We start from the raw sequence: 23,542 nt of genomic DNA, 5'->3' as shown, positions 1-23,542 counted from the left end.
CGTAGAGTCGAAGACGTCTGATCCGGCACAGGGGCGGGAGGTGGCACGGCGTATGAGCGGCGGCACGGCGGCGATGGCCGAGCGCACGGGCGACTCCGGGCAGGCCGGGAACCCGGTCCCGGTGTGTCTCGCGTCCGTCTATCTGCCCGCGCCCCTCCCGCGCGAGGGCCGGATCGCCTTCTGGGACCCCGAGGGCGGGTCCGTCCCGGGCGACACCGCCGAGATCACGGTCGTACGGCGCCATGGTGCGGGGGTCCGCCGCCGGCAGGTGTCCGCGCTCACCCTGCCGCTCGCCGAGGCCCTGCCGGTGCTCGTCCGGGCCCGCCGCGACCCGGCCGCCCATCCGGCCACGGCCTGCTGGGGCGCCGCCGCGCTGCACGCGCTGCGGCTGGTCGCCCGCGGCCGGCTGCTGCCGGGCCTGACCCCGGCCGGCCATGACGCCTGGCGGGCCGGCCCGCTGGAGCCCGCCGACATCGCCCACCTGCGCGCGGTCGCCGCGGCCCTGCCCCCGGAGGGCCACGCCGTGCCGCTCCAGGACCCGGGCCCGCTCCGGCTGCCCGAGCCGGAGGCCCTGATCCGCTCCTTCCTGGACGCGGTCGCCGACACCCTGCCGCGCACCCCGGCCGCCCCCTACACCTCCGGCCGGCCCTTCGCCGCCCGGGAGGCCGTGGCGCTGCCCCGGGCCCATGAATGGGCGGCCGAGGTCGCCGCCGGCATGGACGCGGGCGTGCGGATCTCGCTGCGCCTGGACCTGTCCGCGTACGACGTCTTCGACGCCGGCGAGCACGAGGGCGCGCGCGCCGCGGGAGCGGCGATCGTGCAGGTGCACAGCCTCGCCGACCCCACCCTGGTGGCCGACGCGGCGTCCCTGTGGGCGGGGGAGGCCGACACGGCGTTCGGGCCCCGCTCGCGGGTGGACGCCGCCCTCGCCGTGCGGCGCGCGGCGCGCGTGTGGCCGCCCCTGGACCGGCTCGCCGAACAGGACGTGCCCGACGTCCTCGCTCTGTCCGAGGAGGAGCTGGGCGAGCTGCTCGGCGTCGGTGCCGCGCGGCTGGCCGCCGCCGGGGTCGCCGTGCACTGGCCCCGGGACCTCGCCCGCGACCTCACGGCCGCCGCGGTGGTCCGCCCGGCGCCCGGCTCGGCGACGGACGGCACCGGCTTCTTCGAGAGCGAGGAACTGCTCCGGTTCCGCTGGCAGTTGGCCCTCGGCGGAGATCCGCTCAGCGAGGCCGAGATGGACGCCCTCGCCGAGGCCCACCGCCCGGTCGTACGGCTGCGGGACCGCTGGGTGCTGGTCGACCCGGCCCTCGTCCGCAAGGCCCGCAAGCGCGAACTGGGCCTGCTCGACCCGGTCGACGCGCTGTCCGTCGCGCTCACCGGCACCGCCGAGGTCGACGGCGAGACCGTGGAGGCGGTGCCGGTCGGCGCGCTGGCCGCCCTGCGCGACCGGCTCACGGCGGGCCTGCGCCCCGCGGACCCGCCGGCCGGCCTCGCCGCCGCCCTCCGCGACTACCAGCTGCGCGGTCTGGCCTGGCTGGACCTGATGACCTCCCTCGGCCTCGGCGGCTGCCTCGCCGACGACATGGGCCTCGGCAAGACCGTCACCCTCATCGCCCTGCACCTGAAGCGCGCCCGCACCGAGCCGACCCTGGTCGTGTGCCCCGCGTCCCTCCTGGGCAACTGGCAGCGGGAGATCACCCGTTTCGCGCCCGGCGTCCCCGTCCGCCGCTTCCACGGCCCGGAGCGCACCCTGGACGGCGTCGACGGCGGTTTCGTCCTCACCACGTACGGCACCATGCGCTCCACCGCGGCCCGCCTGGCCGAACGGCCCTGGGGCATGGTCGTCGCCGACGAGGCCCAGCACGTGAAGAACCCCTTCTCGGCCACCGCCAAGGCCCTGCGCACCATCCCGGCCCCCGCGCGCGTGGCGCTGACCGGCACCCCGGTGGAGAACAACCTCTCCGAGCTGTGGGCCCTGCTCGACTGGACCACCCCCGGACTTCTCGGCCCGCTGAAGTCCTTCCGCGCCCGGCACGCGCGAGCGGTGGAGACGGGCGAGGACCAGGAGGCGGTCGAGCGCCTGGCCCGCCTGGTACGGCCGTTCCTGCTGCGCCGCAAGAAGTCCGACCCCGGCATCGTCCCCGAGCTGCCCCCCAAGACCGAGACGGACCACCCGGTGCCGCTCACCCGCGAGCAGGCCGCGCTGTACGAGGCGGTGGTGCGCGAGTCCATGCTGGCCATCGAGACCGCCGAGGGCATCGCCCGCCGGGGCCTGGTCCTGAAGCTGCTCAGCGCGCTGAAGCAGATCTGCGACCACCCGGCGCTGTACCTGAAGGAAGACCCGCACGCCGACCGGCTCCTGGCCCGCTCCGGCAAACTCGCCCTGCTGGACGAGCTGTTGGACACCCTCCTCGCCGAGGACGGCTCGGCGCTCGTCTTCACCCAGTACGTCGGCATGGCCCGCCTCATCACCGCGCACCTGTCCGCCCGTGCGATCCCGGTGGACCTGCTGCACGGCGGCACCCCGGTTCCGGAGCGCGAGCGCATGGTGGACCGCTTCCAGAGCGGCGAGACACCGGTCCTGGTGCTCTCCCTGAAGGCCGCCGGCACCGGCCTGAACCTCACCCGCGCGGGCCATGTCATCCATTTCGACCGCTGGTGGAACCCGGCGGTCGAGGAACAGGCCACCGACCGCGCGTACCGCATCGGCCAGACCCAGCCGGTCCAGGTCCACCGCCTGGTCACCGAGGGCACGGTCGAGGACCGCATCGCCGAGATGCTCACCGCCAAGCGCGCCCTGGCCGACGCCATCCTGGGCTCCGGCGAGGCGGCCCTCACCGAACTGACCGACCGCGAGCTGTCCGACCTCGTCTCGCTGCGGAGGCCGTCGTGACGAACGGCGAACAGCGCCCCGGCGACGCCGCCCGCCGGGCCCTGCGGGAGGCACGGCAGCGGGCGGAGACCGAGCGGGCCGGGGGCGCACGGATCGGAGCCGAACAGGCCGGGTACGGGCGGGCGGAGGCGGCGCGGGAGGAGACCACGGACGAGCAGGCGGCGTCCAGGCGCGCGGTCGCCGGGCCGGGCACCGCGGAGCGGAGGCCCGCGGACGTCGCCCGGGCAGCTCTCCGGTCGGCCATGCCGTCCGTGCCCGCCCGGTCGGACACACCCGGCACACCGGACGAGACCGGCGAGTCCACCGCATCCGCCGAGAGCAGGACCACAGGCGCTCGCGCACAGTCCGCCGACGGAGGTGCGCTCGGTGCCGTCGGACGATCCGCGGACGAAGGCGGGCCCGGTGCAACGGCGCGGTCCGCGGGTGCGGGTGGCCGGGACGCGTCCGGGGCTGCCGGTGCGGGGGAGCGAGGCGTGTCCGGGGCCGGCCGTGCGGGGGACCGTGACGTGTCCGTGGGCACCCGTGCGAGTGATCGGGAGCTGCCCGGCTTCGCGCGTGCGGGAGAGGGAGACGTGCCCGGGGGCGCCCGTGCGGATGACCGTGATGTGTCTCGGGCCGCCCATGGGCGGGAGCGAGGCGTGTCCGGGGCCGGCCGTGCGGGGGACCGTGACGTGCCGGGAGGCGCCCGTGTGAGTGATCGGGAGCTGCCCGGCTCCGCGCGTGCGGGAGAGGGAGACGTGTCCGGGGGCGCCCGTGCGGAACGGCCGGTGGTGCGGCCCGCCGACGTGGCCAGGGAGGCGCTCCGGTCCGCCCGCCGGGAGGCGCTGCGCGCCGAGGCCGAGGCCGGCGAGGCCGCCGCGCGCGGCAAGCGGTCGACTGAGCCACGTACCCGACGCGGGCCGCGCGCGACCGGTGGCCCCGCAGCCACGGCGCCGCACCCCGCGACCGCCCCTGGACCGGACTCCCGAGGCGCCCGCATCAAGGCTGCCCAGGAGATGCGGAGCTACCTGGCCAACGCCTTCCGGATGCCGACGTGGTCCGACACCCCCGAGGACGAGACCCCGGGCACGGACACCAGCGGCAGCGCCGACAGCGCCGACATCACCGACACCTCCCAGCCGCGCCCCGTCACCACCCCCGCCGAGCCGGACCCGACGCGGGACGAGCCAGCAAACCCGGCCACCCCCGCCGAACCGCACCCCACGCCCCCCGCGCCGGTGTCCCCCCACGTGCCCGCCACCATGGCCACCCCCCACCGCGACTCCGAACTGCGCCGCACCTTCCCGGAGTTCGCGCCCCGCGAGGCCACCGACGAGGGCGCGCTGTTCGCCGGGACCTGGTGGGGCAACGCCTGGGTGGCCGCGCTGGAACAGGGCGCGCTGGACCCCAAGAGGCTGGCGCGGGGCCGCTGTTACGCCGACCAGGGGCACGTCGACGCGATCACCGTGACCCCGGGGCTGGTGCTGGCGTACGTCCGGGGGAGCCGGCCCCGCCCCTACCGGGTACAGGTGCGGGTCCGCACGCTGGAGGACGCGGACTGGGCGCGGTTCCTGGACGCGGCCGCCGACCGGCCGGGGCACATCGCCGCGCTGCTCGACAAGGAACTGCCCCAGTCCCTCGCCGACTGCGGTGTGCCCCTGCTGCCCGGCCCCGGCGACCTCGTGCCGCGCTGCAGCTGCCCCGACTCCGGGCACCCCTGCAAGCACGCGGCCGCGCTCTGCTACCAGACGGCACGGCTGCTCGACGCCGACCCGTTCGTGCTGCTCCTGCTGCGCGGCCGGGGCGAGCGGAGCCTGCTCGACGCGCTGTCCCGGCGCAGCGCCGCCCGCGCGGCCCGCGCCGCCCAGGAGCGGCAGCCGCAGTCCCTGCCGGGTGTACGCGCCGCCGACGCCCTCGCGCCGCGCGAGCTCCCGCCGCTGCCCCCGCCGTTGCCGGCGCCCCCGCACCCCGACCAGCCCCCGGTCTATCCGGCGGCGCCCGGCGGCCCGGACCCCTTCGCGCTGGACCAGCTCGCGACCGACGCCGCCGCCCGCGCCCACGCGCTGCTCGGCACCGGACGGGACCCGGTGGGCGAGCTGACCCTGTGGCAGGACGCGGTGCGCCTGGCCGCCGCCCGCCCCGGCTCCGGCCTCACGGCCGCCACCCGCACCCTCTACGCCACGCTCGCCGCGGCCGTCGGCCGCCCCCCGGCCGACCTCGCGCGGGCCGTCGCGGCCTGGCGCCAGGGCGGGGCCGCCGGGCTGGCCGTCCTGGAGGAGGAGTGGGACCCGCCGGCCGGCCGCTTCGACCGGGCCCGCCCGCTGCTGCTGGCCGCCGACCTCCCGGCGTTCCGCCCCTGGCGCAACCGCCTCACCCATCCGCGCGGCCACGTCCAGCTGCGGCTGGGCCGCGACGGCCTGTGGTACGCGTACGAGTCGGAGCCGGGCCGGGACGACTGGTGGCCCCGCGGCACGCCCGACCTGGACCCGGTGGGCGCGCTGACCGGCCTCGGCACACCGGACGACGGCTGACCGCCGCGACGCGGCAAGGCCGGTGCCGGCAGCGGTGGTCGCTGCCGGCACCGGCCTTCGGGTGCCGGGGTGCGTCGGCTCAGTACGCGGAGTTGACGTTGTCGATGGAGCCGTAGCGGTGGGCGGCGTAGTTGGCGGCCGCGGTGATGTTGGCCACCGGGTCGGTGACGCTCTTGGCGGTGCCGGCGACGTGGTAGGCGTTGAAGGTGGGGTCGATCACCTGCAGCAGGCCCTTGGAGGGGGTGCCCTGCTTGGCGTTGACGTCCCAGTTGTTCTGGGCGTTGGGGTTGCCGCCGGACTCGCGCATGATGTTGCGCTTCAGGCCCTCGTAGCTGCCCGGGATGCCCTTGGCCTTCATGATGGCCAGGGACTGCTTGATCCAGCCGTCGAGGCTGCCCGCGGTACCGGTCTTGCCCTGGGAGGTGGTGCTGCCGTCGTTCGAGGACGCGTTGACCACGGTGGAGGCCGACACCTGCGTCGCTTCGGCGGCCTGGGCGTTCGCGGGCATCAGAGTCAGGGCGACGGCCGCCGCGCCGGTGGTGGTGATGCCGGTGAGGGCGAGGGTGCGCAGGCGAGCGATGCGGGTGCGGGTGGTCATGGTCATACGGAAGGAACTCTCCACGGAAGGACGTAGTCGGTGCCGGCCGCTGTTGGTCGCGGTGGCCTGGGGCGGTGCCCCGGGTCGCCTCGGGAGTGGCGGATCCGGCGGTGTCCCGCTCGGTCCGTCCGGTGGCTCCCGGCGATGACAGCAATGTTTAGCGGCGAGCTGAGCGCGGCGCAAAAATGTGACGTACTACCCAACCACGTAGCAATGTCCGAAATCAGCTATTAAATGGAGACTTTTATGCAGGTGGGTTGAGTGTGGGGTCTACGGCCCTGCCTAGGATGTGATCTGGCTCCTATGGGTGGCATCACACGCAGAGCCCCTCTGGCGGGGGTCCGGAGTCGACTCGCGAGGGGTAGATCGGGGTCTCACGATGGAAGACCCAGACCATCGACCCCTTGGACGGCACCATGTCCGTGACCCGCCCCAAAGGCTCCGCGAGGGCCCGGCACCGGATCATCCTGGGAAGCGCGCTCGGCGGACTTCTCCTCGCCGGCGGGCTCGTCGGCTGCGGCAACGGCAACGGCCAGAGCGCCGGGTCCTCGCCCACGGCCGGCACTCCCCGTACGCCGAACGTCTCATCGTTCTCCGGTACGCCGCCGTCGGCTCTGGCGTCCTCGGCCTCCTCGGCGATCAGCTCCGCCCGGGCGTCCGCCTCCGCGGCGGCGTCCTCCGCCTCGGCCCGCGCCTCCGAGTTCGAGGCCTCGGTGGACGCCGAGACCCAGCGCAGGAGCGCGGCGGCGGAAAAGGAACTGAAGAACGTCAAGGGCCGGGGCAACGCGCTCTCCGAGGTCTCCATGACGGGCATCCCGAGGTCGCAGTCCGGCGGCGTACACGCAGTCCTGGTCACCGTCACCAACAAGACCGACAGCACGGCCTCCTACGCCATACAGGTCGACTTCAAGGACGCGTCCGGCAAAGTGGTCGAGACGCGGTACGTCGGCGCGGAGCACCTGGAACCCGGGAAGAAGGACCAGTCCATCGCCTTCAGCCGCCAGCCGAAAGAGGCGAAGCTGACGGCTGACCTCGCCAAGGCCCAGCGCTACTGACGCCGACCCGCACGTCCGGCCGCCCGGCTGGGCACGGTCGAACGGGCCGGCTGCCGGCGCCTGCCGACGTGGAGGGGGCCGGAGGTGTGCTGCCCTCGGCTCATGGTGGCGTGCTCGTGTGCGTGGCCGGCCGGTCCGTTGTCGCCGACGGCTGTCGCGGGAGCGGCCGTGCGCCCGGCGGTGCGGCGTGAGGGCGTCTCGGTGTCGCGCCGGTGGCTGTGCGGGTGGAGCGGGCGGGCTGCCGGCGCCCGTCGGCGTGGACGGGGGCCGGGGGTGTGCGAGGAGTTCCAGGTCATCGATGGTGTGCTGCCCTGGCCCACGGTGGCGTGCCCCTGTACGTGGCCGGCCGGCCGGTCCGTCGTCGCCCTCGTGCGTGCGGCCGGTGAGGAGACACTCCGGTGCGGGTGTGACACGGCCTGCCCGGGTCGGCATCTACACTCAGTTGGTAGCCGCAAGCAACGGAACGTGAGTGGTGCTCGTCCGTTGCCGCACCGCGAAGGCGACCTGGTCGACCGCACGTACACAAGCCTCGGAGCCGGGCTGGGTCCGGGTGGCGAGGCGAGGCAGGAGATCCGCACGCATGACCACGTCCGCATCCCCGGCTCGTGGGGGTACCGAAGCGATACCGGCATCGGCACCGGCCGGCAGGCTGACGCACCGTCAGATCATGACGATCCTCGGCGGCCTGATGCTGGGGATGTTCCTCGCGGCACTCGACCAGACCATCGTCAGCACCTCGATCCGCACGATCGCCGACGATCTGCACGGACTCAGCGCCCAGGCGTGGGTCACCACCGCGTACCTGATCACCTCCACCATCAGCACGCCGCTGTACGGCAAGCTGTCCGACCTCTACGGCCGCAAGCCCTTCTTCCTGGCGGCCATCACGATCTTCATCGCCGGCTCGGCGGCCTGCTCCTTCGCCACCTCGATGACGGAGCTGTCCGCCTTCCGGGCCTTCCAGGGCATCGGCGCGGGCGGTCTGATGTCACTGGCGCTGGCGATCATCGGTGACATCGTGCCGCCCCGCGAGCGGGCCCGGTACCAGGGCTACATGCTCGCCATGTTCGGCTCCTCCAGCGTGCTCGGCCCGCTGATCGGCGGTTTCCTCGCGGGCCGCGGCAGCATCCTGGGCATCGCAGGCTGGCGCTGGGTGTTCCTGGTCAACGTGCCGGTCGGCATCATCGCGCTGTTCGTCGTCGCCAAGGTGCTGAACCTCCCGCACACCCGGCGCGAGCACCGCATCGACTGGTGGGGCGCGCTCACCATCGCCATCGGTGTGGTGCCGCTGCTGCTCGTGGCCGAGCAGGGCCAGGACTGGGGCTGGACCTCCACGAAGGCCTGCGTCTGCTACGCGGTCGGCGCGGTCGGCCTGCTGGTGTGGGTCCTCGTCGAACGGGCGATGGGCGAGGAGGCCCTGATCCCGATGCGGCTGTTCCGCAGCCCGGTGTTCAGCAAGATGAGCCTGCTGTCCGTGCTCATCGGCATGGGCATGTTCGGCGGGATGATGATGGTCCCGCTGTACCTGCAGATCGTGAAGGGCGTCAGCCCCACCAAGTCCGGTCTGCTGATGCTGCCGCTGATGGTCGGCATGATCGCCGGGACCATCGTCGTCGGACGCATCATCCAGAAGACCGGCAAGTACAAGATCTTCCCGGTCATCGGCACCCTGCTGATCATCGCCGCCATGCTGCTGTTCCACTACCGGGTGCAGTGGGACACCGCACTGCCGGAGACCATGGCCTACATGGCGCTGTTCGGCATCGGCCTCAGCGGATGCATGCAGATCCTGACGCTGGCCGTGCAGAACGCCGTGGAGCCCAAGGACATGGGCGTGGCGACCGCCTCGGCCACCTTCTTCCGGCAGATGGGCGGCACCGCCGGCACCGCGGTCTTCCTGTCCGTGCTGTTCAGCACCGTCGGCGACAAGATCAGCTCGGCCTTCCGCACGGCGTACGGGACGCCCGCGTTCCAGGCCGCGCTGCACGACCCGGCCGTAGGGGCCAACCCCGCGAACAAGCCGGTCCTGGAGATGTTCCAGCACCCGCAGGCGGGCGGCGGAAGCGGCTCGGGCGTGCTCGACGACTCCTCGTTCATCCAGCGGCTCGACCCGCGCCTGGCCCAGCCGTTCAAGGTCGGCTTCACCGACTCGATGCAGCTGGTGTTCCTCATCGCGGCGGCGGTGCTGGTCCTTGGCTTCCTGGTCGCGGTGTGGACCAAGGAGGTGCCGCTGCGCAAGGTCTCCGGACTGGAGGCACGGGCCGCCGAGGAGAACGCCGGCTCCGCACCGGAGGCGACCGCGACCATGACCGCCGAGCTGGCCGCGACCACGGCCACCGAGCCCGCTGATCGGTTCGCACCCGCTCCCGGCGCTTCGCCGTACGGCGTCCACGGCCGGGTGCTGGACGGCACGGGCGCGCCGGTGCCGCAGGCCGTGATCACCTTGATCGACGTGAACGGACGGCAGCTCGGCCGCGTCGTCAGCGGCGCGGACGGGGCCTACGCGCTGTCCGTCGCCGGACCCGGCACCTATGTGCTGATCGGCGCCGCCGGCGCCCGGCAACCGCAGGCCGTCACGGTGCTGGTCGGCGAGGAGCCGGTCGAGTGCGACCTCGCGCTCAGCGGCACCGTCGCCCTGACCGGGACGGTCCGGGACGCCGTCGACGGGCAGCCGCTGCCCGGAGCGCTGCTGGTCGCGACCGACGTGCGCGGCGAGGTCGTGTCCTCCGGCACCTCGGCCGCCGACGGCTCCTTCGAGCTCGCCGACCTGGTCCCCGGCGGCTACACGCTCGTGGTGAACGCGCCCGGACACCGCCCGGCCGCCCTCCCGGTCGACGTCACCCCGGGAGCCGCGGACGTCTGCGAGATCGGCCTGGAACCCGGCGCCCGGCTCCACGGTGTCGTCGGCACCGCGACCGGCCGGCCGCTCGGCGACGCCAAGGTCACCCTGCTGGACTCGGCCGGGAACGTGGTCGGCACCATGATCACCGGCTCCGACGGCGCCTACGGGTTCACCGACCTCGACGGCGGCGAGTACACCGTCATCGCCGGCGGCTACGCCCCGGTCGCCGCCGCGGTGCGGCTGGACGGCAGCGGCGTCACCGGCTTCGACGTCGAGCTGTCCCACCAGGAGGAGTCCCGGTAGCGGCACCGTGCCGGATCGCATGTGAACGATCTTCGCGGAGCCCTCACAACAGCGGACGACTCGCGTCGGGCTGTGACCCGGGCACGTGCGAAATGGTGAGATGTGAGAGCGTGCAGGACGTGAGTGAGACACCGACGCATACCCTGCAGTACCGCTTTGACGGGAGAGAAGACGCCCCAGTTCTGATCCTGGGTCCCTCACTCGGCACGACCTGGCACAGGTAGGCGGAACCGTCTTCTGGCGTCCACGTGGTCCGAAACGATAGTGGTTGCGTCGGGTGGGGTCCCTGTGATCCTGGTGCGTCGATTGTGTTGGTGACAGGGAAGTGACACCTGACGGTCACTGAGGCCCCCGCCGGGCAGGCCCCCGGGGTTTCTGCGCGCGGCAGTTGGCGGCCCCCGGCAACCACCGCGATCGGGCGCATCACCGACCCGGACGACACCTGGGACGAGCAGCGGCTGCAGCTCGTTCTTCTCCAGGCGGACGATGTCGATGTTGGAGCGTGCAAGCCCAGCGAGGCTGCTGCCTTAACTCTGGACGGCGGCCTCGCGGTAGGTCTGAGAGGCGCACTTCAGGTGCCCGGACGGCACCGCTCAGGGCACTACGAGCCTTCGAACCTGCCATGGCGAAGAGGATGCGGGGCTGACTTCGCCATGTGACCTTGTCGATCCCCGCAGAGATGACCGCCCCACTGGTTGCCACATCGGTGAAGGTCACATTCCACCTGTGGTCCTGTAGACGCTGCTGTTCGCGGCGGAGCGCGTCATGCAGTGTCCGCATGCCAGGGTCGAGGACCCAGGTCCCGTCCCGGTAGTGCTCGAACCCGATGCGCGACCACGCGCGTCCAAGGCGAGCGCGAGCCGCAGCGAGGGCCGTCTCGTCCGCTTTCTCCCGGGATCCCGGCGGAGGCACGGGTGCGTCGTCGTCCAGGGGTCCGGGGAACAGGGCGATCACCCCAGCTCCGTGGCTGAGGTAGTCCAGGGCCAGCCCGGTGAGGTAGATGCCGAGCCCCTGTCCACGAAAGCGCCGGTCCATCCTGAGCGGTCAACGATCGTGGTCTTGCCCGGAAGAGCGAGGTCCTCGTGCAAGTCGTCTCGAAGGTCCCCCAGCTCGGGGTCGTACAGGGCGGTCCCGATCTCGCAGAGATCGACGCTGGCGGCGTCGAGGCTCTCGACGATGTTCGGCGAGCGCCAGTGGTCGACGACGTACAGCTCGATCGTCCCGAAGCAGGGGCCGGGGCCTTCGTCCTTGAAGTGCATGCCGATGTCCCAGCGCTGGACGCTGTCGTCGTGCCACGGTCCGAGCCAGTGCTCGCTTGAGTAGCTGAGGATGATGTCGTCGATGGTCCGCCTGGTGCTCGGCCAGCGGAGCCTGGGCGGGTGGTGGGATGGGGACGCCGTTCACGACTCCTCGCTCTCAGGGCGAGGGTGCGGGATCAGCGGCCGGGTGCTCTCGTGCTCGGTGACGAGCAGCCCGGTCGTGCAGGCCGGGAGCACCTGGGGGGTGGGGAGGATGATCTGGGCGTTGTCGCCGACGGTCGCTGCGCAGACCTTCAGGGCGGCGTTGACGAGGCGCTCGCCTTCGGGGCCGCCGCCGAGGCCGTCGAAGGGGGCGTCGAGCCACTGGGTGGCGGGCAGGCGGACGAGCGGCATGGTACGGGCGGCTTCGAGGCACATGAGGTGGTAGGCCGTGTGGGCCAGGCTCACCAGGCCCGCGGACCGGGCGAGTTGCTTCATCGACTGGTTATTGATCTTGGGGGCGAAGGTCTTCGGTTCGATCACAGCAGTGCGGATTTTGTCGGGCGCCATCGGGATCACCAAGTCGGCGAAGATCTGCGACAGGCACTTCGCAGTCTGCCGACGGTGTTCCTGGGAATCTTCCTCTGCGGCCGCCCACTCTCTTGCCGCCTCGTCCGCCCGCTTCGCCAAGGAGTCGGCGAGCTTTTCGAGTTTGCCGATCCGGACCAGCTCCTTGCGCCGGTCTTTCACTTCGGCCAGCCGGGCGTGGGCCTCGGCTTCGGCGGCGGCCGCCTGGGCCAGAGCCTTCTCACGCGGAGTGACCTCCTTCGCCCGGTACGCCTCGGCCCGGCTAGCCAGCCGCTCGGACTCTGGCTGGGGCGCTCGGGGCGGGAGTGCGGCGGCGGTTTGCTTGATCCCTACTGGGCTGGTGGGGGTGTAGTTGGATGCGTTGATGGCCCAGGCGGGTCGGTCGATGTCTTCACCTGCCCAGATCGTCCAGGTGATGAGGCTGGCATTGGGGTCCTGGGCGGCGAAGGCATCAAGCGTGAGGCCGGCGTTTCCGTTCGCGTGTGCCGCCGGGACGCTGTCTCCCTGTGCGGTGCGAGCGTCACCGGAGTGCTCCCGGCGGCCGTTGGAAAATGAAAGTTACATCCGCGGAGCAACACTGCCGGTAGCTTCCATTGGACACCGACCGGCTGACACACAAGAAGGAGCCGTGACAGCCGATCAGTCACGGGGCAGCGGTGTACCAGGAGGCCAGAACCACGTGCCCGGCCCATTCCGATGAGGTATGGCAGCGGTTCGCGCAGGACAGCGAGCGGGCCATTCGGCGCTCGGCACCCCCTACGGAGCCGTCCGCGAGGGAACGCACGGCCAGGGTGGGGCAGACGCTGGAGACTGCGGTCGGCGAACTGTGGTGGCCCGACGAGCCCAGCGCCGGTTGGCGTGCCATGGATGACCGCGCACGACGTCGCCGCGTCGGCCAATGCCACATTTTCAACGTCGCTGGGATGCCATCGAGGGCGTGTCCTTCGTGTGCGGCGGTGTCTGTCCGCCGCAGGGGCCGAGGGCCGAGGCCGCTGGCAGGTCTGACGGCATCCATGGAAAGCGTCTCGAACGCGTGGAGCCAGGGCCGTTCGGCCCTTGTTGACCATTGGGCGTACTGGCTTCACTGATCCGGCGGTCCCGCCTGTGGTGTTTTGCCTTGCCTGTGGGCTCGGCGTAGCGGTCCCGCTCACGGGCGAGGCCCGGGCGGGGCCGCGTAGCACGAGGACGGATGGGAGAACGCTGTATGGCGGGGAGGCGAGCGCGGAGATGATCGCGGCGGTCGGGCACGCCGACCTGACTCCGGACACGCTGGAGCTGGTGGAGGTCGAGCTGCAGGCGGCGCTGGAGCGGCTCCCCGAGCGGGACTCGGCACTGGCGCGGGCAGGTGCCGGTGTGCCGGTGGCATTCGGGCGGGCCGTGCGTGCGGCGGGTCGGGAGCTGGTCGTGGTGACTCCCACGCAGGGGATGGTGCCCGCGCTGCTGCCGGTGCGGGACCGGGGGGCGGTCGGGGAGCTGGTGTCTCTCGCCCAGTGGGTGCACCTGCTGGCGTACGACCCTGCCGACCGGGACGCGTGCGTCGGCGCGGACGAGCGGATGATCGCCGGATGCCGGCAGTTGCTGGCCGTGTGGGACGGCTCGCCCTCCAACGGCCGTGACGCCACGGCTCACCTGGTGGCGTACGCCCGGGCCCACGGCGTTGCGGTGGAGGTCGTCTGGCCGGAGGGAGCCACCCGCGAGGCGATACCCGCGGGGCCGGTGCTTGACGCCGGTCGCCGCTCACGCGGCAACAGCCATCTCTCGACCACCATGGGCCTGGTGCCCACTCGGACCACAGGCAAGGCGGACCAACCTCGATGACCAGCACCACCGCCACCGCACACCGCCTCACCAGGAAAGACGGACGACGAGGAGAGATCACACCGGAGGGCGCCACCGGCGCCTCGCGTGCCTTCGCCTGGCTGCTGATCGTGTCCGGCGCGCTCGGCATCCTCGCCTCCTTCGTGATCACCCTCGACAAGTTCCAGCTCCTGCAGGACCCGCACTTCTCGCCCTCGTGCAACCTCAGCCCGGTGCTGTCCTGCACGAACGTCATGCGCAGCACCCAGGCGTCCGTGTTCGGATTCCCCAACCCGATGCTGGGCCTGCTCACCTACCCGGTGGTCGTCGCCCTCGGGTTTGCGCTGCTGGCCGGCGCCCGCTTCCGGCGCTGGTTCTGGCTCGGACTGAACGCGGGCACGTTGTTCGGCGCCGGCTTCTGCATGTGGCTGATGACCCAGGCGCTGTACGAGATCGGTGCCCTGTGCCTGTGGTGCTGCCTGGCCTGGGCGGCCACCATCGCGATGTTCTGGTACATCACCGCGCACAACCTGCGGCACGGGATCATCCGCGCCCCTCGCGGTGTGGTGGCCGGGGCGCTGGAATTCCACTGGGTGGTGCCGGTCACCTGGTACCTGGCCATCGTGATGCTGATCGCCACGCGCTGGTGGTACTACTGGCAGACACTGCTCTGAGCGTGTCCGTCCCCCAGCAGGCCGCTTCCAACGCGCAGCGCGGACACAGAGGTTCACACGCTCGCCGCAGAGGCACGCCACCCCGTCCTTCTCCTGCCGGGTGGTGTTGCTGGCGTTGGGAACGTCAGCGTAGCCCTCGTACCAGGTGTGACTCGATTGACCCTCACGAGGCGTAGCCCGAGCTTCCGTATGCGCCGGACTGCGCCGACGAGGTGATGGGGCTCTGCCGTCACCGGTGCGCGGGAGTGCGCAGGGCCAGGACGGCCAGGGCGTCATGGCCATCGCTGGGTTGGTGGTCGGGATGTTCGACCAGGCCATCGGTGAAAAGGACCACCGTGGAGTTTGCGCCGAGTGGGTGGGTGTGGTCGGGGCGGAACTGGTCGGTGCGACGCCCAGGGGAGACCGGGGCCGGAGTGCAGGTACTGCGTGCGGCCGTCGGGTGTGGTGCAGCAGCGCCGCATCGTGGGGCGTACGGATGATGACCTCGCCGTCGTCCACGACGTGGTTGACGGGGCCGATGGCAGGAAGTGCCCGGTGGGCGAAGACGATCCGGGCCAGGGGCACACTGGCCAGCTGTCGCAGCGCCTCCGCCTCGCTCACGGGGTGGCGGCCGCTTTTGGTCATCCTGCGGACGGATTCGTCGTTCACCGAGTTCCTCACCGTATGTGCCAGTTGGGACGGGCGCCGCCCACGGGCACGGGACGGGTACCGGGAGCACCTGCGGTCCGGCGACTCAGTAGAAGCCGGCTGGATGCCGGTGAGCAGACGGGTCGCATTCCAGGCCGTTCGGCCCTGGTCCGGTCGCGCCACACGAAGAAACGATCCTACGGAACACAGAACACCCAATGAGAGCAGGTGGGCCGTCGTGCTGCTGCGTTTCCCCGTGTCGCCGTCCGAGGCACTAGGAGTGCGTCGACGCCGGGGCGGTCCCGGTCGGTGGGGCCACGATGCTGTGAGCCGACTGGCAGCGGCATGGCTTCCCGGGCCTGGCGGTATCGCTGCGCGATCTGCCAGAGGCGAACGTGCTGGGGCCGGACCGTGTCGGCGCGGCCGTCACCCTGGACCGGGTCGGCGCCGAGGTGCCGCACGCTCTGTGGCAGGCCGCCGCGGCGGTCGGCAACCCGATGGTGCGCCGGACGGCCACGGTGGGAGGCAACCTCGCCGGTTCGGGGCCGCGCTGTCTGCTGTCGGCCCTGCGGGTGCTGGAGGCCCGCGCGGTGGTCCTGGACCGGCAGGACATGGTGGGGGCTGACCTTGACCAGAGCCTGGCCGAGGGGCGCCTCATGCTCGGTCTGCGCTGGACAGAGCCCTTGGCCAGCGGTTACCGCAAGCTGGAGGCGCGGGCGGGAGGTCCACCGCCGATCGTCGCGACCGCCCTGCACGCCCCGCCGGGAGGCACCGCCTACGCGCGCGTCGCCGTCCGGGTCGGTCACGAGGTGCTGGCCGGGTGGGCGGAGGCCGACGGCGGGACGGGGGCAGTGCTGCGAGAGTTGCGGGAGACCGCTTTGGCCGGCCTTCCGCAGGATGTGCAGGACGTTCTGGCGGATCAGGTGACTGGCGTACTCGCGGGCGCGGCTGCCCGCTGAAGAAGGCGAAGGGAGCGAGGGCCGAACGGCCCTGCCCAGCGATGCTTCGCCCGGTTAGGTTCGCGGGGTGCAACGCAAGAACATCCCCGATCCGGGCTTCGCGGGGGATGACGGATCGGCCGATCCGCGCCTGGCCGAAGCCCTGGCCGCATGGTCCGCGAACCCCACCGGGGCGGCGGAGACCCACCTGCTCGCCCTGCTCGCGGACGCCCGTCTGCTGGTGCCGGTCATCGCCGTGCTTGGCGAGAGTGACGCGGGCCCGGACGGCCTGAAGCGCGAGAAGTCCAGCGACATGGCCGTGGCCACGCTGGAGCTGCCCGACGGCCGCCGCGGCCTGCCCGCCTTTACCAGCCTTCAGGCCCTGTACCGGTGGCGGGCGGACGCACGGCCGGCCCCGGTCCCGGCCTGCAAGGCCGTCGAGGCGGCCTGGTCCTCACGGGCCGAGACTCTGCTGATCGACCTGTCAGGGCCCGTGTTCTACGAGCTGTCCGGTGCCGCCCTGCGCGCCGTCGCGGAGCGCAGGGCCCACCTGCCGCCGCAGGGGGATCCCGAGGTCGCCGCCGCACTGCGTGCGGTGCTGGCCCGCCATCGGCGGTGGCGCGTGCGTATCTGCTGCCCGCGGGCGACGACGCGGACGTCCGGCTCGTCGCCGTCCCCGCCTCGGCTGTCACGGAGGAGGGGCTCGCCGGGGCGGTACACGAACTGGCCGCCGAACTCGCCGCGGACCGCCTGCTGCGGATCCGCCTCGACCGCGGCCTCGACATCGCGGTTGTGCCCGGGTACGCGAGCGAGTCGCCGCCCCTGTACTCCCGGGACTGAGAGGCCTCAACCAGGCGCCCGCGCCGCGTGGTTCAGCCCTTCGTCGCGGCGCGGCGGGCGAGGATCGCTGCCCGCCGTTCGTCGAACCGGGCGGCCTGGGCGTCCAACTCGGCCAGGTGCATGCCAAGTTCCTCCTGTGCGTTGAGGCCGTCCGGGCCCAGACCGCCGCGTTCCATCACCTTCAGATGGCGCAGCACCGGAAGCAGGACGTCGTCGTGGTGGACGCGGAGGTTGTAGACGCCGCCGAGCGCGATCTCGACCGCGGCACGCTCGAAGCCGGGCATGCCGTGGCCGGGCATGCGGAAAGCGGTCACCACCTCATTGATCGCCTGCATGGCCTGGTCCGGGGCCAGTTCGAGGGCGGCGGCCAGCAGGTTGCGGTAGAAGATCATGTGCAGGTTCTCGTCGTTGGCGACTTGCGCCAGCATCCGGTCGCAGACCGGGTCGCCGGAGGAGCGGCCGGTGTTGCGGTGGGAGACCCGGGTGGCCAGTTCCTGGAAGGCGACGTAGGCCACGGTGTGCAGCGGGGAGTGCCGGTTGTCGGAGACGAAGCCGCCGCACATGTGGGTCATCCGCGCCTGTTCCAGTGCCACCGGGTCGACCGCGCGGGAGGCGAGCAGGTAGTCGCGCAGCACCATCGAGTGGCGGGCCTCCTCGGCCGTCCACTGGTGCACCCAGGTGCCCCACGCGCCGTCCCGGCCGAACAGGGTGGCGATCTCGTGGTGGTAGCTGGGCAGGTTGTCCTCCGTCAGCAGGTTGACCACGAGCGACACCCGGCCCACCTCGGTCAGCGGGGACTGCTCCTCCGACCACGGCTGCCCGCCCAGCGGCCCGACGAAGTTCCGCCCCCGGCTCCAGGGCACGTAGTCGTGCGGCATCCACTCACGGAAGACCCGCAGGTGGCGGTTGAGCTCCCGCTCGACCACCTCCTCCAGGTCCTCCAGCAGCTCGGCATCGGATCGCTTCGGGCGGGTGGTACTCACAGGTTTCCAACCTTCGGGCGCGTCGTCCAAACCTACGGTTCCGTAGGTGACGCCACCGTAGGTTGGCCTGCCCGTACGCGTCTGGGGCCGAAAGACCCTTTCCCGGCCTGGCCACCGGCTCGCGAGTCCCGGACAGCCCCAGTGCCGTCCTTACGAGGCCTGAGCAGCGGGGTCGTCAGCAGTGGCGACTCCCTCTCGTCCAGCCCTCCCCTTCGAGGCCGTCCGTGTCGCGGTGCCCATCTTCTTTGGCGCCGCCCTCGCACAAGACCACCATCGAGCCACCCGGGCCGACCCTGCGGTGGAGCCCCTTGGGTCCGCGTACGCGGCTGCACTGCGCGGTGTGACCGTGTGGGCTGGCCGCCGCGGTCACCGGCGGCTGCTCCACTGGTCCTCGAAGAGGTCCAGGTCGGATCTGATACGCCGTCAGTGAGCCCGTTCTGGGCCGTCGCAGTGGGCGGGGTGGGCCACGGCCGATCCCCACGCGGCACCGACCGCTCGCGGTACGTCGTGGCCGTTCTCGTCAGTACCGGACTGGCCGCCGCCACGGTCACTGCGGCAGCCAGGGCGGCCGCGGGCCCTGAGGACACCGCCGCCTGGCTCGCGGCTGCCGCCGCTCCCGCCGCCGTCCTCGGATTGTTTCTCGCCATCGGGGTAACGCATACGCGCATGGCCCGCCGTCGCACCCGGACAGACCATGCGCGCGCCCACCAGAATCGGGGGAGTGTCGGCTCCCCGTGAGCGGACGCAGGTGGGAGCCGGTCGTCAGGGCACGGTTGCTTCGCGTCCGCTCACGGGTAAGGCCAACCTTACTTAGGTGAGGGGTGCGATGCGTATGGACACGGAGACGAATCCCGCAGGCAGCACGGCATCCGAGGAACCGTCTCTCGCCGAGCCTTCCCCCACCGAGAGGGCCCGCTCGATCTTCGCCACTGCCTGGTCCTTGAGCCTGGAGGTAGCCGGCTGCCGTCTCGAACCGGTCGCCCTCCGCGCCGCCGACGGGTGCGGCCTTCTGCTCCACGACCTGCCTGAGAGAGACGCGTCAGCCGGGGCGGCTATCGCACTCGTGGCAGCGTGGGGTGACGGTCTCGGCGCAGTCGCGGATCTCACCGACATTGTGCCCACTCCCGTACGCGATCGGATCCGCGCCCGCCTCACACTGCACGGCACGCTCAGCATGGCCAAGGGATCCGGGCTGATCCTCCGCCTTGAGCATGCCCGCGCCCACACGATTACCGGCTTGCCTTCGCCGCTGCCGCGCTCCGTCCCAGGCAGGCGGGAGACCAGATCCAGGTGCTGCGCGCCCACGCAGCCACCCGCCCTCGACACCGGCTGACCTGTCGGCCATGGCGTCGACCGCTCCTGGACGACGGTCTGTGGGCACCTCATAGGCGCCGAAAATGACATCAAACGGATAGCCGAATTGCGAAATTTTGCAATTGGTTAGATGCTGTGTTCGCTGTGCTCGCAGGTAGCCGCGGGCACAGCCTCTGTCTGTCTCACCCTGGTGAGGCTCTGCGAGGAAGCTGAGGCGTCGTGTCGGTTCCGCTGTACCAGGCGAAGGCCGAGTTCTTCCGGATGCTGGGGCACCCCGTACGGATCCGGGTGCTGGAGCTGTTGCAGGACGGACCGATGCCGGTGCGCCAGCTGCTGGCCGCCATCGAGGTGGAGCCCTCCAGTCTGTCGCAGCAGCTGGCGGTGCTGCGCCGCTCGGGGATCGTCACGTCCACCCGCGAGGGCTCGACCGTCGTCTACCAGCTGGCCGGCGGCGATGTCGCCGATCTGATGAAGGCTGCACGCCGGATCCTCACCGAGATGCTCGCCGGTCAGGGTGAGCTGCTGGCCGAGCTGCGGGAAGCCGAGGTCGCCGCACGATGACCTCGGTGATCAGCCGGGCCCTGTCCCGGTTCACTGCACTTCTGCCCCACCGCGCCGATCTCCTGCAGGTGCGCCGCGATCCCCGGCGGGACCTGATCGCCGGACTCACCGTCGCCATCGTGGCACTGCCACTCGCCCTCGGCTTCGGCGTCTCCTCCGGGCTGGGTGCCGAGGCGGGGCTGGCGACCGCGGTGGTCGCGGGCGCGCTGGCCGCCGTGTTCGGCGGGTCGAATCTTCAGGTGTCCGGGCCGACTGGCGCCATGACCGTCGTCCTGGTGCCGATCGTCGCCCAGTACGGGCCCACCGCCGTGCTCACGGTCGGTCTGATGGCCGGCATTATGCTCGTGGGCCTCGCCGTGCTCAGGGCCGGGCGGTACATGCAGTACGTTCCGGCACCGGTGATCGAGGGCTTCACGCTCGGCATCGCCGCGGTGATCGGCCTCCAGCAGGTGCCGAACGCGCTAGGCGTGCCCAAGCCCGCGGGTGACAAGGTACTCGTGGTCACCTGGCACGCCGTCGAGGAGTTCGTGAAGTCCCCGAACTGGACCGCCGTCGCTCTCGCGGTCGCCGTGGTCGTGTTCATGCTGGCCGGGGCCCGGTGGCGGCCGGCCGTGCCGTTCTCCATCGTCGCAGTGATCGCCGCCACCACCGTCGCTCAGGTCGCCCACCTTGATGTGAAGCCGATCGGCGAGCTGCCCGCCGGGCTACCCGCGCCCTCCCTCTCCTTCCTCGACCTCGGCTCGCTCGGCTCGCTGCTCGCTCCGGCCGTGGCAGTGGCCGCGCTGGCCGCGCTGGAGTCCCTGATGTCCGCGGCCGCCGCTGACGCGATGACGGTGGGGCAGCGGCACGACCCGGACCGGGAACTGCTCGGCCAGGGCCTGGCCAACATCGCCGCCCCGCTGTTCGGCGGCGTCCCGGCCACCGGAGCCATAGCGCGCACCGCCGTCAACGTCCGCACCGGGGCTGGCTCCCGGCTGGCCGCCCTCACCCACGCTGCCGTCCTCGCGGTGATCGTCTTCGCCGCGGCACCCCTCGTCTCGAAGATCCCGCTCGCGGCGCTGGCAGGCGTGCTGCTGGCCACCGCGATCCGCATGGTCGAGGTCGGCTCGCTGAAGGCGATGGCGAAGGCGACGCGGTCCGACGCCGTGATACTCGTCCTCACCGCGGTCGCCACCCTCGCCCTCGACCTCGTCTACGCCGTCATCATCGGCCTGGTCGTCGCCGGTGCCCTCGCGCTGCGGGCGGTGGCCAAGCAGGCCCGCTTCGACCAGGTGGCCCTCGACCACGGCGACCACAGTGCCGAGGAGCACGCGCTGCTGGCCGAGCACATCGTCGCCTACCGCATCGACGGGCCGCTGTTCTTCGCCGCTGCGCACCGCTTCCTGCTGGAGCTGACCGAGGTGGCCGACGTCCGCGTGGTCGTCCTGCGCATGTCGCGAGTGTCCACGATGGACGCTACCGGCGCCCTCGTGCTCAAGGACGCGGTGGAGAAGCTGCGGCGCCGTGGCATCGTCGTCCTGGCCTCCGGTATACGGCCTGGTCAGCGTCAGGTCCTCGACTCCGTCGGCGCCCTCGGTTTGCTGCGGCACGAGGGTCGGGAGTACGCCACCACGCCCGAGGCGATCAGCGCCGCCCGCGATCACCTGGAGCTGACCGGGGTGCTGCCCGCCATCCCCGCCCAGCAGACGAACCCGAAGAACACGCACATCAGCGAGGAGCCAGTCGGATGAGCACGCCCTCCAGCAACCTGCGCATGGTGGAGCTCTCCGGCGCGGAGGCGCTCTGGCTTCTGGAGGGGGCGGAGCTGGGGCGGCTGGTGTTCGTGCAGCGTGAGGCGACCGTCGTACGGCCCGCCCGGCACGTGTGGGAGTACGGCCGGCTGATCGTGCGCACCCCGGTCCAGTCGGCCGCCCTTCCGCTGAGCGCGACGTACCACGCCGACGACATCCAGACCGCGGCCGGCACCGGCTGGATGGTGACCGCGACGGGGTCGGCCGAGGTGATCACCGACCCCGACGAGGCCGCCCACTACCGGCGCACGCTGCCCGGCTGGACGCATGGCCCGCACGACACCGTGGCCCGCATCCACCCGCAGACGGTCACCGCATTCCGCCTCATCCGGGGAGCGGAGAAACGGTGACCACACAACTGGCGGCGCTGCCGCACCGCCACGTACTCACCCTGCCGACGGTGCCGGGGGCGGTCCGCGTGGCCCGCGAGACCGCCGAGCAGACCCTGGTGGCATGGGGCATCGGCCTGCGGCACCCCGCCGTGGATCCGGCGCTGCTGATCCTGAGCGAGCTGGTCACCAACAGTGTGCGGCACGCCGCCGTGCTCTCTCCGCAGCTCACCGTGTTCTACGCGGCGGGCCGGGACTGCCTGGCCTTGGCCGTACACGACCGCCACCCCTACCAGCCCCCGTTGTACGGCGCGCTCACCGACGCCCGGACTGGTGGGCTGGCCACCGTCATGGAGCTCACGCTCGGCCTGGGCGGTACCGGGGTTGTCCGGGGCGACGCCGATGGCAAGGGCAAGAGCATCTGGATCACTCTGCCCCTGTGACCGGACCACAGCCCGTCCACGCCACGCCAACGCACCAAGGAAGTCCCCGCATGACCATCGACTGGCGCTACACCATCGAGCAGGACCTCGGCATCCTCTCCGTCGCCGGCTATCTCGGCCCCGAGGCGGTACATCGCTTTGGTGGCGCGATCGGCTGGGTGGTCGCCCGCGGCACCGGACCGGTGATCCTCAACCTGACCGGGCTGCGCGGCTGGTCTGCCGAAGGCCAGATGGCCATCACCGAGGCTGCCCACCGCCTCGCCGAGGGCGGCCGGAGCCTGGAACTGGCCGCCATCCCCGCCGACGGCTCTCTGGTCCCCGCCGGCGACTGCCCGGACATCCCCGTCCACTGCGACCTGACCGCCGCTCTCACCGCCCACGGCCGAGGTTCGTCTACCCCCGGCGAGGGGCAGCAGGAGTGGCGTACTGACGGCTGGCCTGCCTGACCCCCACCTGACCTACATATCGGCTCACCGAGAGAAAGACAATGGACCCATGAGTGACAATCTTCCCCCCTGCCCCGAATGCTCCGGCACGTTCACCTACGAGATGGGTGTCCTTCTTGTCTGCCCGGAATGCGGCCACGAGTGGTCACCGTCCGACGAACTGGCCGACGGGAACGCGGCCAAGGTGATCAAGGACGCGGTGGGCAACGTGCTCGCCGACGGCGACACCGTCACCGTGGTGAAGTCCCTCAAGGTCAAGGGCAGCCCGACCGGCATCAAGGCGGGGACCAAGGTGCGCAACATCCGGCTCGTCGCCGACGGCGTGGACGGTCACGACATCGACTGCAAGATCGACGGCTTCGGCGCCATGCAGCTGAAGTCCAGCGTGGTCAAGAAGGTCTGAACCGACGCCCCGCTCGGGACCCACGGCACACCGGTCAGTCGCGGTCGGTGTGGTGAGCCGGCTGACCGGAACGACCGCCGAAGGTCAGCCTGAGCATGCTGACAGCGCCGCAGCGCGGGCAGTTTCCGTCCGGTCCGACGGCGGCGGGGCGGCACTTGAGACGGCAGGCGAGGCACTTGAGCCAGACGACTCCGCTGCCACGCAATGGGGTGATCCTCATACAAGCCTCCCTCGCCAGAACCACGGACTTGCTAATATTAGCAATTACTGAGGTCATCACCGCTGAATACGGGCGGCCTGGCTCCTCGGCGCGGCTTCGGTTCCGGTGGTGCCGCACGCGAGGATGGGCCGCATGTTCTTGACGAGTGGG

General features: G+C 71.9%; 17 protein-coding genes and 4 pseudogenes. 16 read left to right on the top strand and 5 right to left on the bottom strand.

What is annotated here, in order from left to right:
- Window positions 1–52: 52 nt before the first annotated feature.
- Both ACIBJF_RS28740 and ACIBJF_RS28735 read left to right on the top strand, forming a co-directional pair.
- The gene (locus ACIBJF_RS28740; protein WP_399177998.1) at window positions 53–2,893 is read left to right on the top strand and encodes a DEAD/DEAH box helicase; all 2,841 of its coding nucleotides are present in this window, start codon (window positions 53–55) and stop codon (window positions 2,891–2,893) included.
- Between the two features lie 242 nt (window positions 2,894–3,135).
- The gene (locus ACIBJF_RS28735; protein ID WP_399178062.1) at window positions 3,136–5,403 is read left to right on the top strand and encodes an SWIM zinc finger family protein; all 2,268 of its coding nucleotides are present in this window, start codon (window positions 3,136–3,138) and stop codon (window positions 5,401–5,403) included.
- A 79-nt stretch (window positions 5,404–5,482) separates the two neighbouring features.
- On the opposite strand, the gene ACIBJF_RS28730 is transcribed toward ACIBJF_RS28735, so the two are convergent.
- The gene (locus ACIBJF_RS28730; RefSeq protein WP_399177996.1) at window positions 5,483–6,001 is read right to left on the bottom strand and encodes a transglycosylase SLT domain-containing protein; all 519 of its coding nucleotides are present in this window, start codon (window positions 5,999–6,001) and stop codon (window positions 5,483–5,485) included.
- 416 nt (window positions 6,002–6,417) lie between these two features.
- Here ACIBJF_RS28730 and ACIBJF_RS28725 point away from each other — a divergent pair, with 416 nt between their 5' ends.
- The 3 genes and pseudogenes from ACIBJF_RS28725 to ACIBJF_RS28715 all read left to right on the top strand — a co-directional run.
- On the top strand, window positions 6,418–7,056 hold the full coding sequence (locus ACIBJF_RS28725) for a hypothetical protein (protein ID WP_399178061.1): 639 nt from the start codon (window positions 6,418–6,420) through the stop codon (window positions 7,054–7,056).
- Window positions 7,057–7,636: 580 nt separating this feature from the next.
- Complete coding sequence (locus ACIBJF_RS28720) at window positions 7,637–10,201, top strand: MFS transporter (protein ID WP_399177994.1); 2,565 nt, start codon at window positions 7,637–7,639, stop codon at window positions 10,199–10,201.
- A gap of 119 nt (window positions 10,202–10,320) precedes the next feature.
- Window positions 10,321–10,419 (top strand): annotated as a pseudogene (locus ACIBJF_RS28715) (3-oxoadipate enol-lactone hydrolase); the annotation flags it as partial.
- A gap of 732 nt (window positions 10,420–11,151) precedes the next feature.
- Here ACIBJF_RS28715 and ACIBJF_RS28710 read toward each other — a convergent pair.
- Together ACIBJF_RS28710 and ACIBJF_RS28705 are read right to left on the bottom strand one after the other, a co-directional pair.
- Complete coding sequence (locus ACIBJF_RS28710; RefSeq protein WP_399177992.1) at window positions 11,152–11,460, bottom strand: hypothetical protein; 309 nt, start codon at window positions 11,458–11,460, stop codon at window positions 11,152–11,154.
- Window positions 11,461–11,601: 141 nt separating this feature from the next.
- Complete coding sequence (locus ACIBJF_RS28705) at window positions 11,602–12,189, bottom strand: hypothetical protein (RefSeq protein ID WP_399177990.1); 588 nt, start codon at window positions 12,187–12,189, stop codon at window positions 11,602–11,604.
- A 1,065-nt stretch (window positions 12,190–13,254) separates the two neighbouring features.
- Here ACIBJF_RS28705 and ACIBJF_RS28700 point away from each other — a divergent pair.
- A pseudogene (locus tag ACIBJF_RS28700) lies at window positions 13,255–13,737 on the top strand (hypothetical protein); the annotation flags it as partial.
- Window positions 13,738–13,841: 104 nt separating this feature from the next.
- The gene (locus ACIBJF_RS28695; protein WP_399177988.1) at window positions 13,842–14,498 is read left to right on the top strand and encodes a vitamin K epoxide reductase family protein; all 657 of its coding nucleotides are present in this window, start codon (window positions 13,842–13,844) and stop codon (window positions 14,496–14,498) included.
- Window positions 14,499–14,993: 495 nt separating this feature from the next.
- On the opposite strand, the pseudogene ACIBJF_RS28690 reads toward ACIBJF_RS28695, so the two are convergent.
- Window positions 14,994–15,122, bottom strand: a pseudogene (locus ACIBJF_RS28690) (pyridoxamine 5'-phosphate oxidase family protein); the annotation flags it as partial.
- A 398-nt stretch (window positions 15,123–15,520) separates the two neighbouring features.
- Here ACIBJF_RS28690 and ACIBJF_RS28685 point away from each other — a divergent pair.
- The 3 genes and pseudogenes from ACIBJF_RS28685 (at window position 15,521) to ACIBJF_RS28675 (ending at window position 16,903) form a co-directional block, all read left to right on the top strand.
- A complete protein-coding gene (locus ACIBJF_RS28685) occupies window positions 15,521–16,084 on the top strand; it encodes an FAD dependent dehydrogenase (protein ID WP_399177986.1) in 564 nt (187 codons plus the stop codon).
- 67 nt (window positions 16,085–16,151) lie between these two features.
- A pseudogene (locus ACIBJF_RS28680) lies at window positions 16,152–16,529 on the top strand (SseB family protein); the annotation flags it as partial.
- Between the two features lie 149 nt (window positions 16,530–16,678).
- Window positions 16,679–16,903 carry a hypothetical protein gene (locus ACIBJF_RS28675; RefSeq protein WP_399178068.1) on the top strand — a complete coding sequence of 75 codons (225 nt, stop codon included), beginning with the start codon at window positions 16,679–16,681 and terminating at the stop codon, window positions 16,901–16,903.
- A 32-nt stretch (window positions 16,904–16,935) separates the two neighbouring features.
- Here the strand turns inward: ACIBJF_RS28675 and ACIBJF_RS28670 are convergent, their stop codons facing one another.
- Complete coding sequence (locus ACIBJF_RS28670; protein ID WP_399177984.1) at window positions 16,936–17,886, bottom strand: acyl-ACP desaturase; 951 nt, start codon at window positions 17,884–17,886, stop codon at window positions 16,936–16,938.
- Between the two features lie 1,533 nt (window positions 17,887–19,419).
- Here ACIBJF_RS28670 and ACIBJF_RS28665 point away from each other — a divergent pair.
- From ACIBJF_RS28665 to ACIBJF_RS28640, 6 genes are read left to right on the top strand one after another with little or no spacing between them, the layout of a single operon-like run.
- On the top strand, window positions 19,420–19,761 hold the full coding sequence (locus ACIBJF_RS28665) for an ArsR/SmtB family transcription factor (RefSeq protein WP_399177983.1): 342 nt from the start codon (window positions 19,420–19,422) through the stop codon (window positions 19,759–19,761).
- Window positions 19,758–21,491: a SulP family inorganic anion transporter gene (locus ACIBJF_RS28660; protein ID WP_399177981.1), complete on the top strand. Its 1,734-nt coding sequence runs from the start codon at window positions 19,758–19,760 to the stop codon at window positions 21,489–21,491. The genes ACIBJF_RS28665 and ACIBJF_RS28660 overlap by 4 nt, the downstream gene beginning before the upstream one ends.
- Window positions 21,488–21,901, top strand: coding sequence for a pyridoxamine 5'-phosphate oxidase family protein (locus tag ACIBJF_RS28655; protein ID WP_399177979.1), 414 nt, complete (start codon window positions 21,488–21,490; stop codon window positions 21,899–21,901). The genes ACIBJF_RS28660 and ACIBJF_RS28655 overlap by 4 nt, the downstream gene beginning before the upstream one ends.
- Window positions 21,898–22,323, top strand: a complete 426-nt coding sequence (locus ACIBJF_RS28650) for an ATP-binding protein (protein ID WP_399177977.1) — start codon at window positions 21,898–21,900, stop codon at window positions 22,321–22,323. The genes ACIBJF_RS28655 and ACIBJF_RS28650 overlap by 4 nt, the downstream gene beginning before the upstream one ends.
- Before the next feature lie 50 nt (window positions 22,324–22,373).
- On the top strand, window positions 22,374–22,769 hold the full coding sequence (locus ACIBJF_RS28645) for an anti-sigma factor antagonist (protein ID WP_399177975.1): 396 nt from the start codon (window positions 22,374–22,376) through the stop codon (window positions 22,767–22,769).
- A gap of 49 nt (window positions 22,770–22,818) precedes the next feature.
- Window positions 22,819–23,172 (top strand): zinc ribbon domain-containing protein YjdM, encoded by a 354-nt coding sequence (locus ACIBJF_RS28640; protein WP_399177973.1) that lies wholly within the window; start codon window positions 22,819–22,821, stop codon window positions 23,170–23,172.
- Window positions 23,173–23,542: the final 370 nt, after the last annotated feature.

The organism is Streptomyces sp. NPDC050743 (genome assembly GCF_044456925.1).
Taxonomy (GTDB): domain Bacteria; phylum Actinomycetota; class Actinomycetes; order Streptomycetales; family Streptomycetaceae; genus Streptomyces.
This window is presented reverse-complemented; position numbering and strand designations above follow the sequence as displayed.

Coding starts and splice junctions, on each gene's coding strand:
- ACIBJF_RS28655 (WP_399177979.1), top strand. CDS start 21,488: ATGAGCACGCCCTCCAGCAACCTGCGCATGGTGGAGCTCTCCGGCGCG.
- ACIBJF_RS28725 (WP_399178061.1), top strand. CDS start 6,418: ATGTCCGTGACCCGCCCCAAAGGCTCCGCGAGGGCCCGGCACCGGATC.
- ACIBJF_RS28710 (WP_399177992.1), bottom strand. CDS start 11,460: ATGCACTTCAAGGACGAAGGCCCCGGCCCCTGCTTCGGGACGATCGAG.
- ACIBJF_RS28735 (WP_399178062.1), top strand. CDS start 3,136: ATGCCGTCCGTGCCCGCCCGGTCGGACACACCCGGCACACCGGACGAG.
- ACIBJF_RS28695 (WP_399177988.1), top strand. CDS start 13,842: ATGACCAGCACCACCGCCACCGCACACCGCCTCACCAGGAAAGACGGA.
- ACIBJF_RS28645 (WP_399177975.1), top strand. CDS start 22,374: ATGACCATCGACTGGCGCTACACCATCGAGCAGGACCTCGGCATCCTC.
- ACIBJF_RS28740 (WP_399177998.1), top strand. CDS start 53: ATGAGCGGCGGCACGGCGGCGATGGCCGAGCGCACGGGCGACTCCGGG.
- ACIBJF_RS28640 (WP_399177973.1), top strand. CDS start 22,819: ATGAGTGACAATCTTCCCCCCTGCCCCGAATGCTCCGGCACGTTCACC.
- ACIBJF_RS28660 (WP_399177981.1), top strand. CDS start 19,758: ATGACCTCGGTGATCAGCCGGGCCCTGTCCCGGTTCACTGCACTTCTG.
- ACIBJF_RS28730 (WP_399177996.1), bottom strand. CDS start 6,001: ATGACCACCCGCACCCGCATCGCTCGCCTGCGCACCCTCGCCCTCACC.
- ACIBJF_RS28720 (WP_399177994.1), top strand. CDS start 7,637: ATGACCACGTCCGCATCCCCGGCTCGTGGGGGTACCGAAGCGATACCG.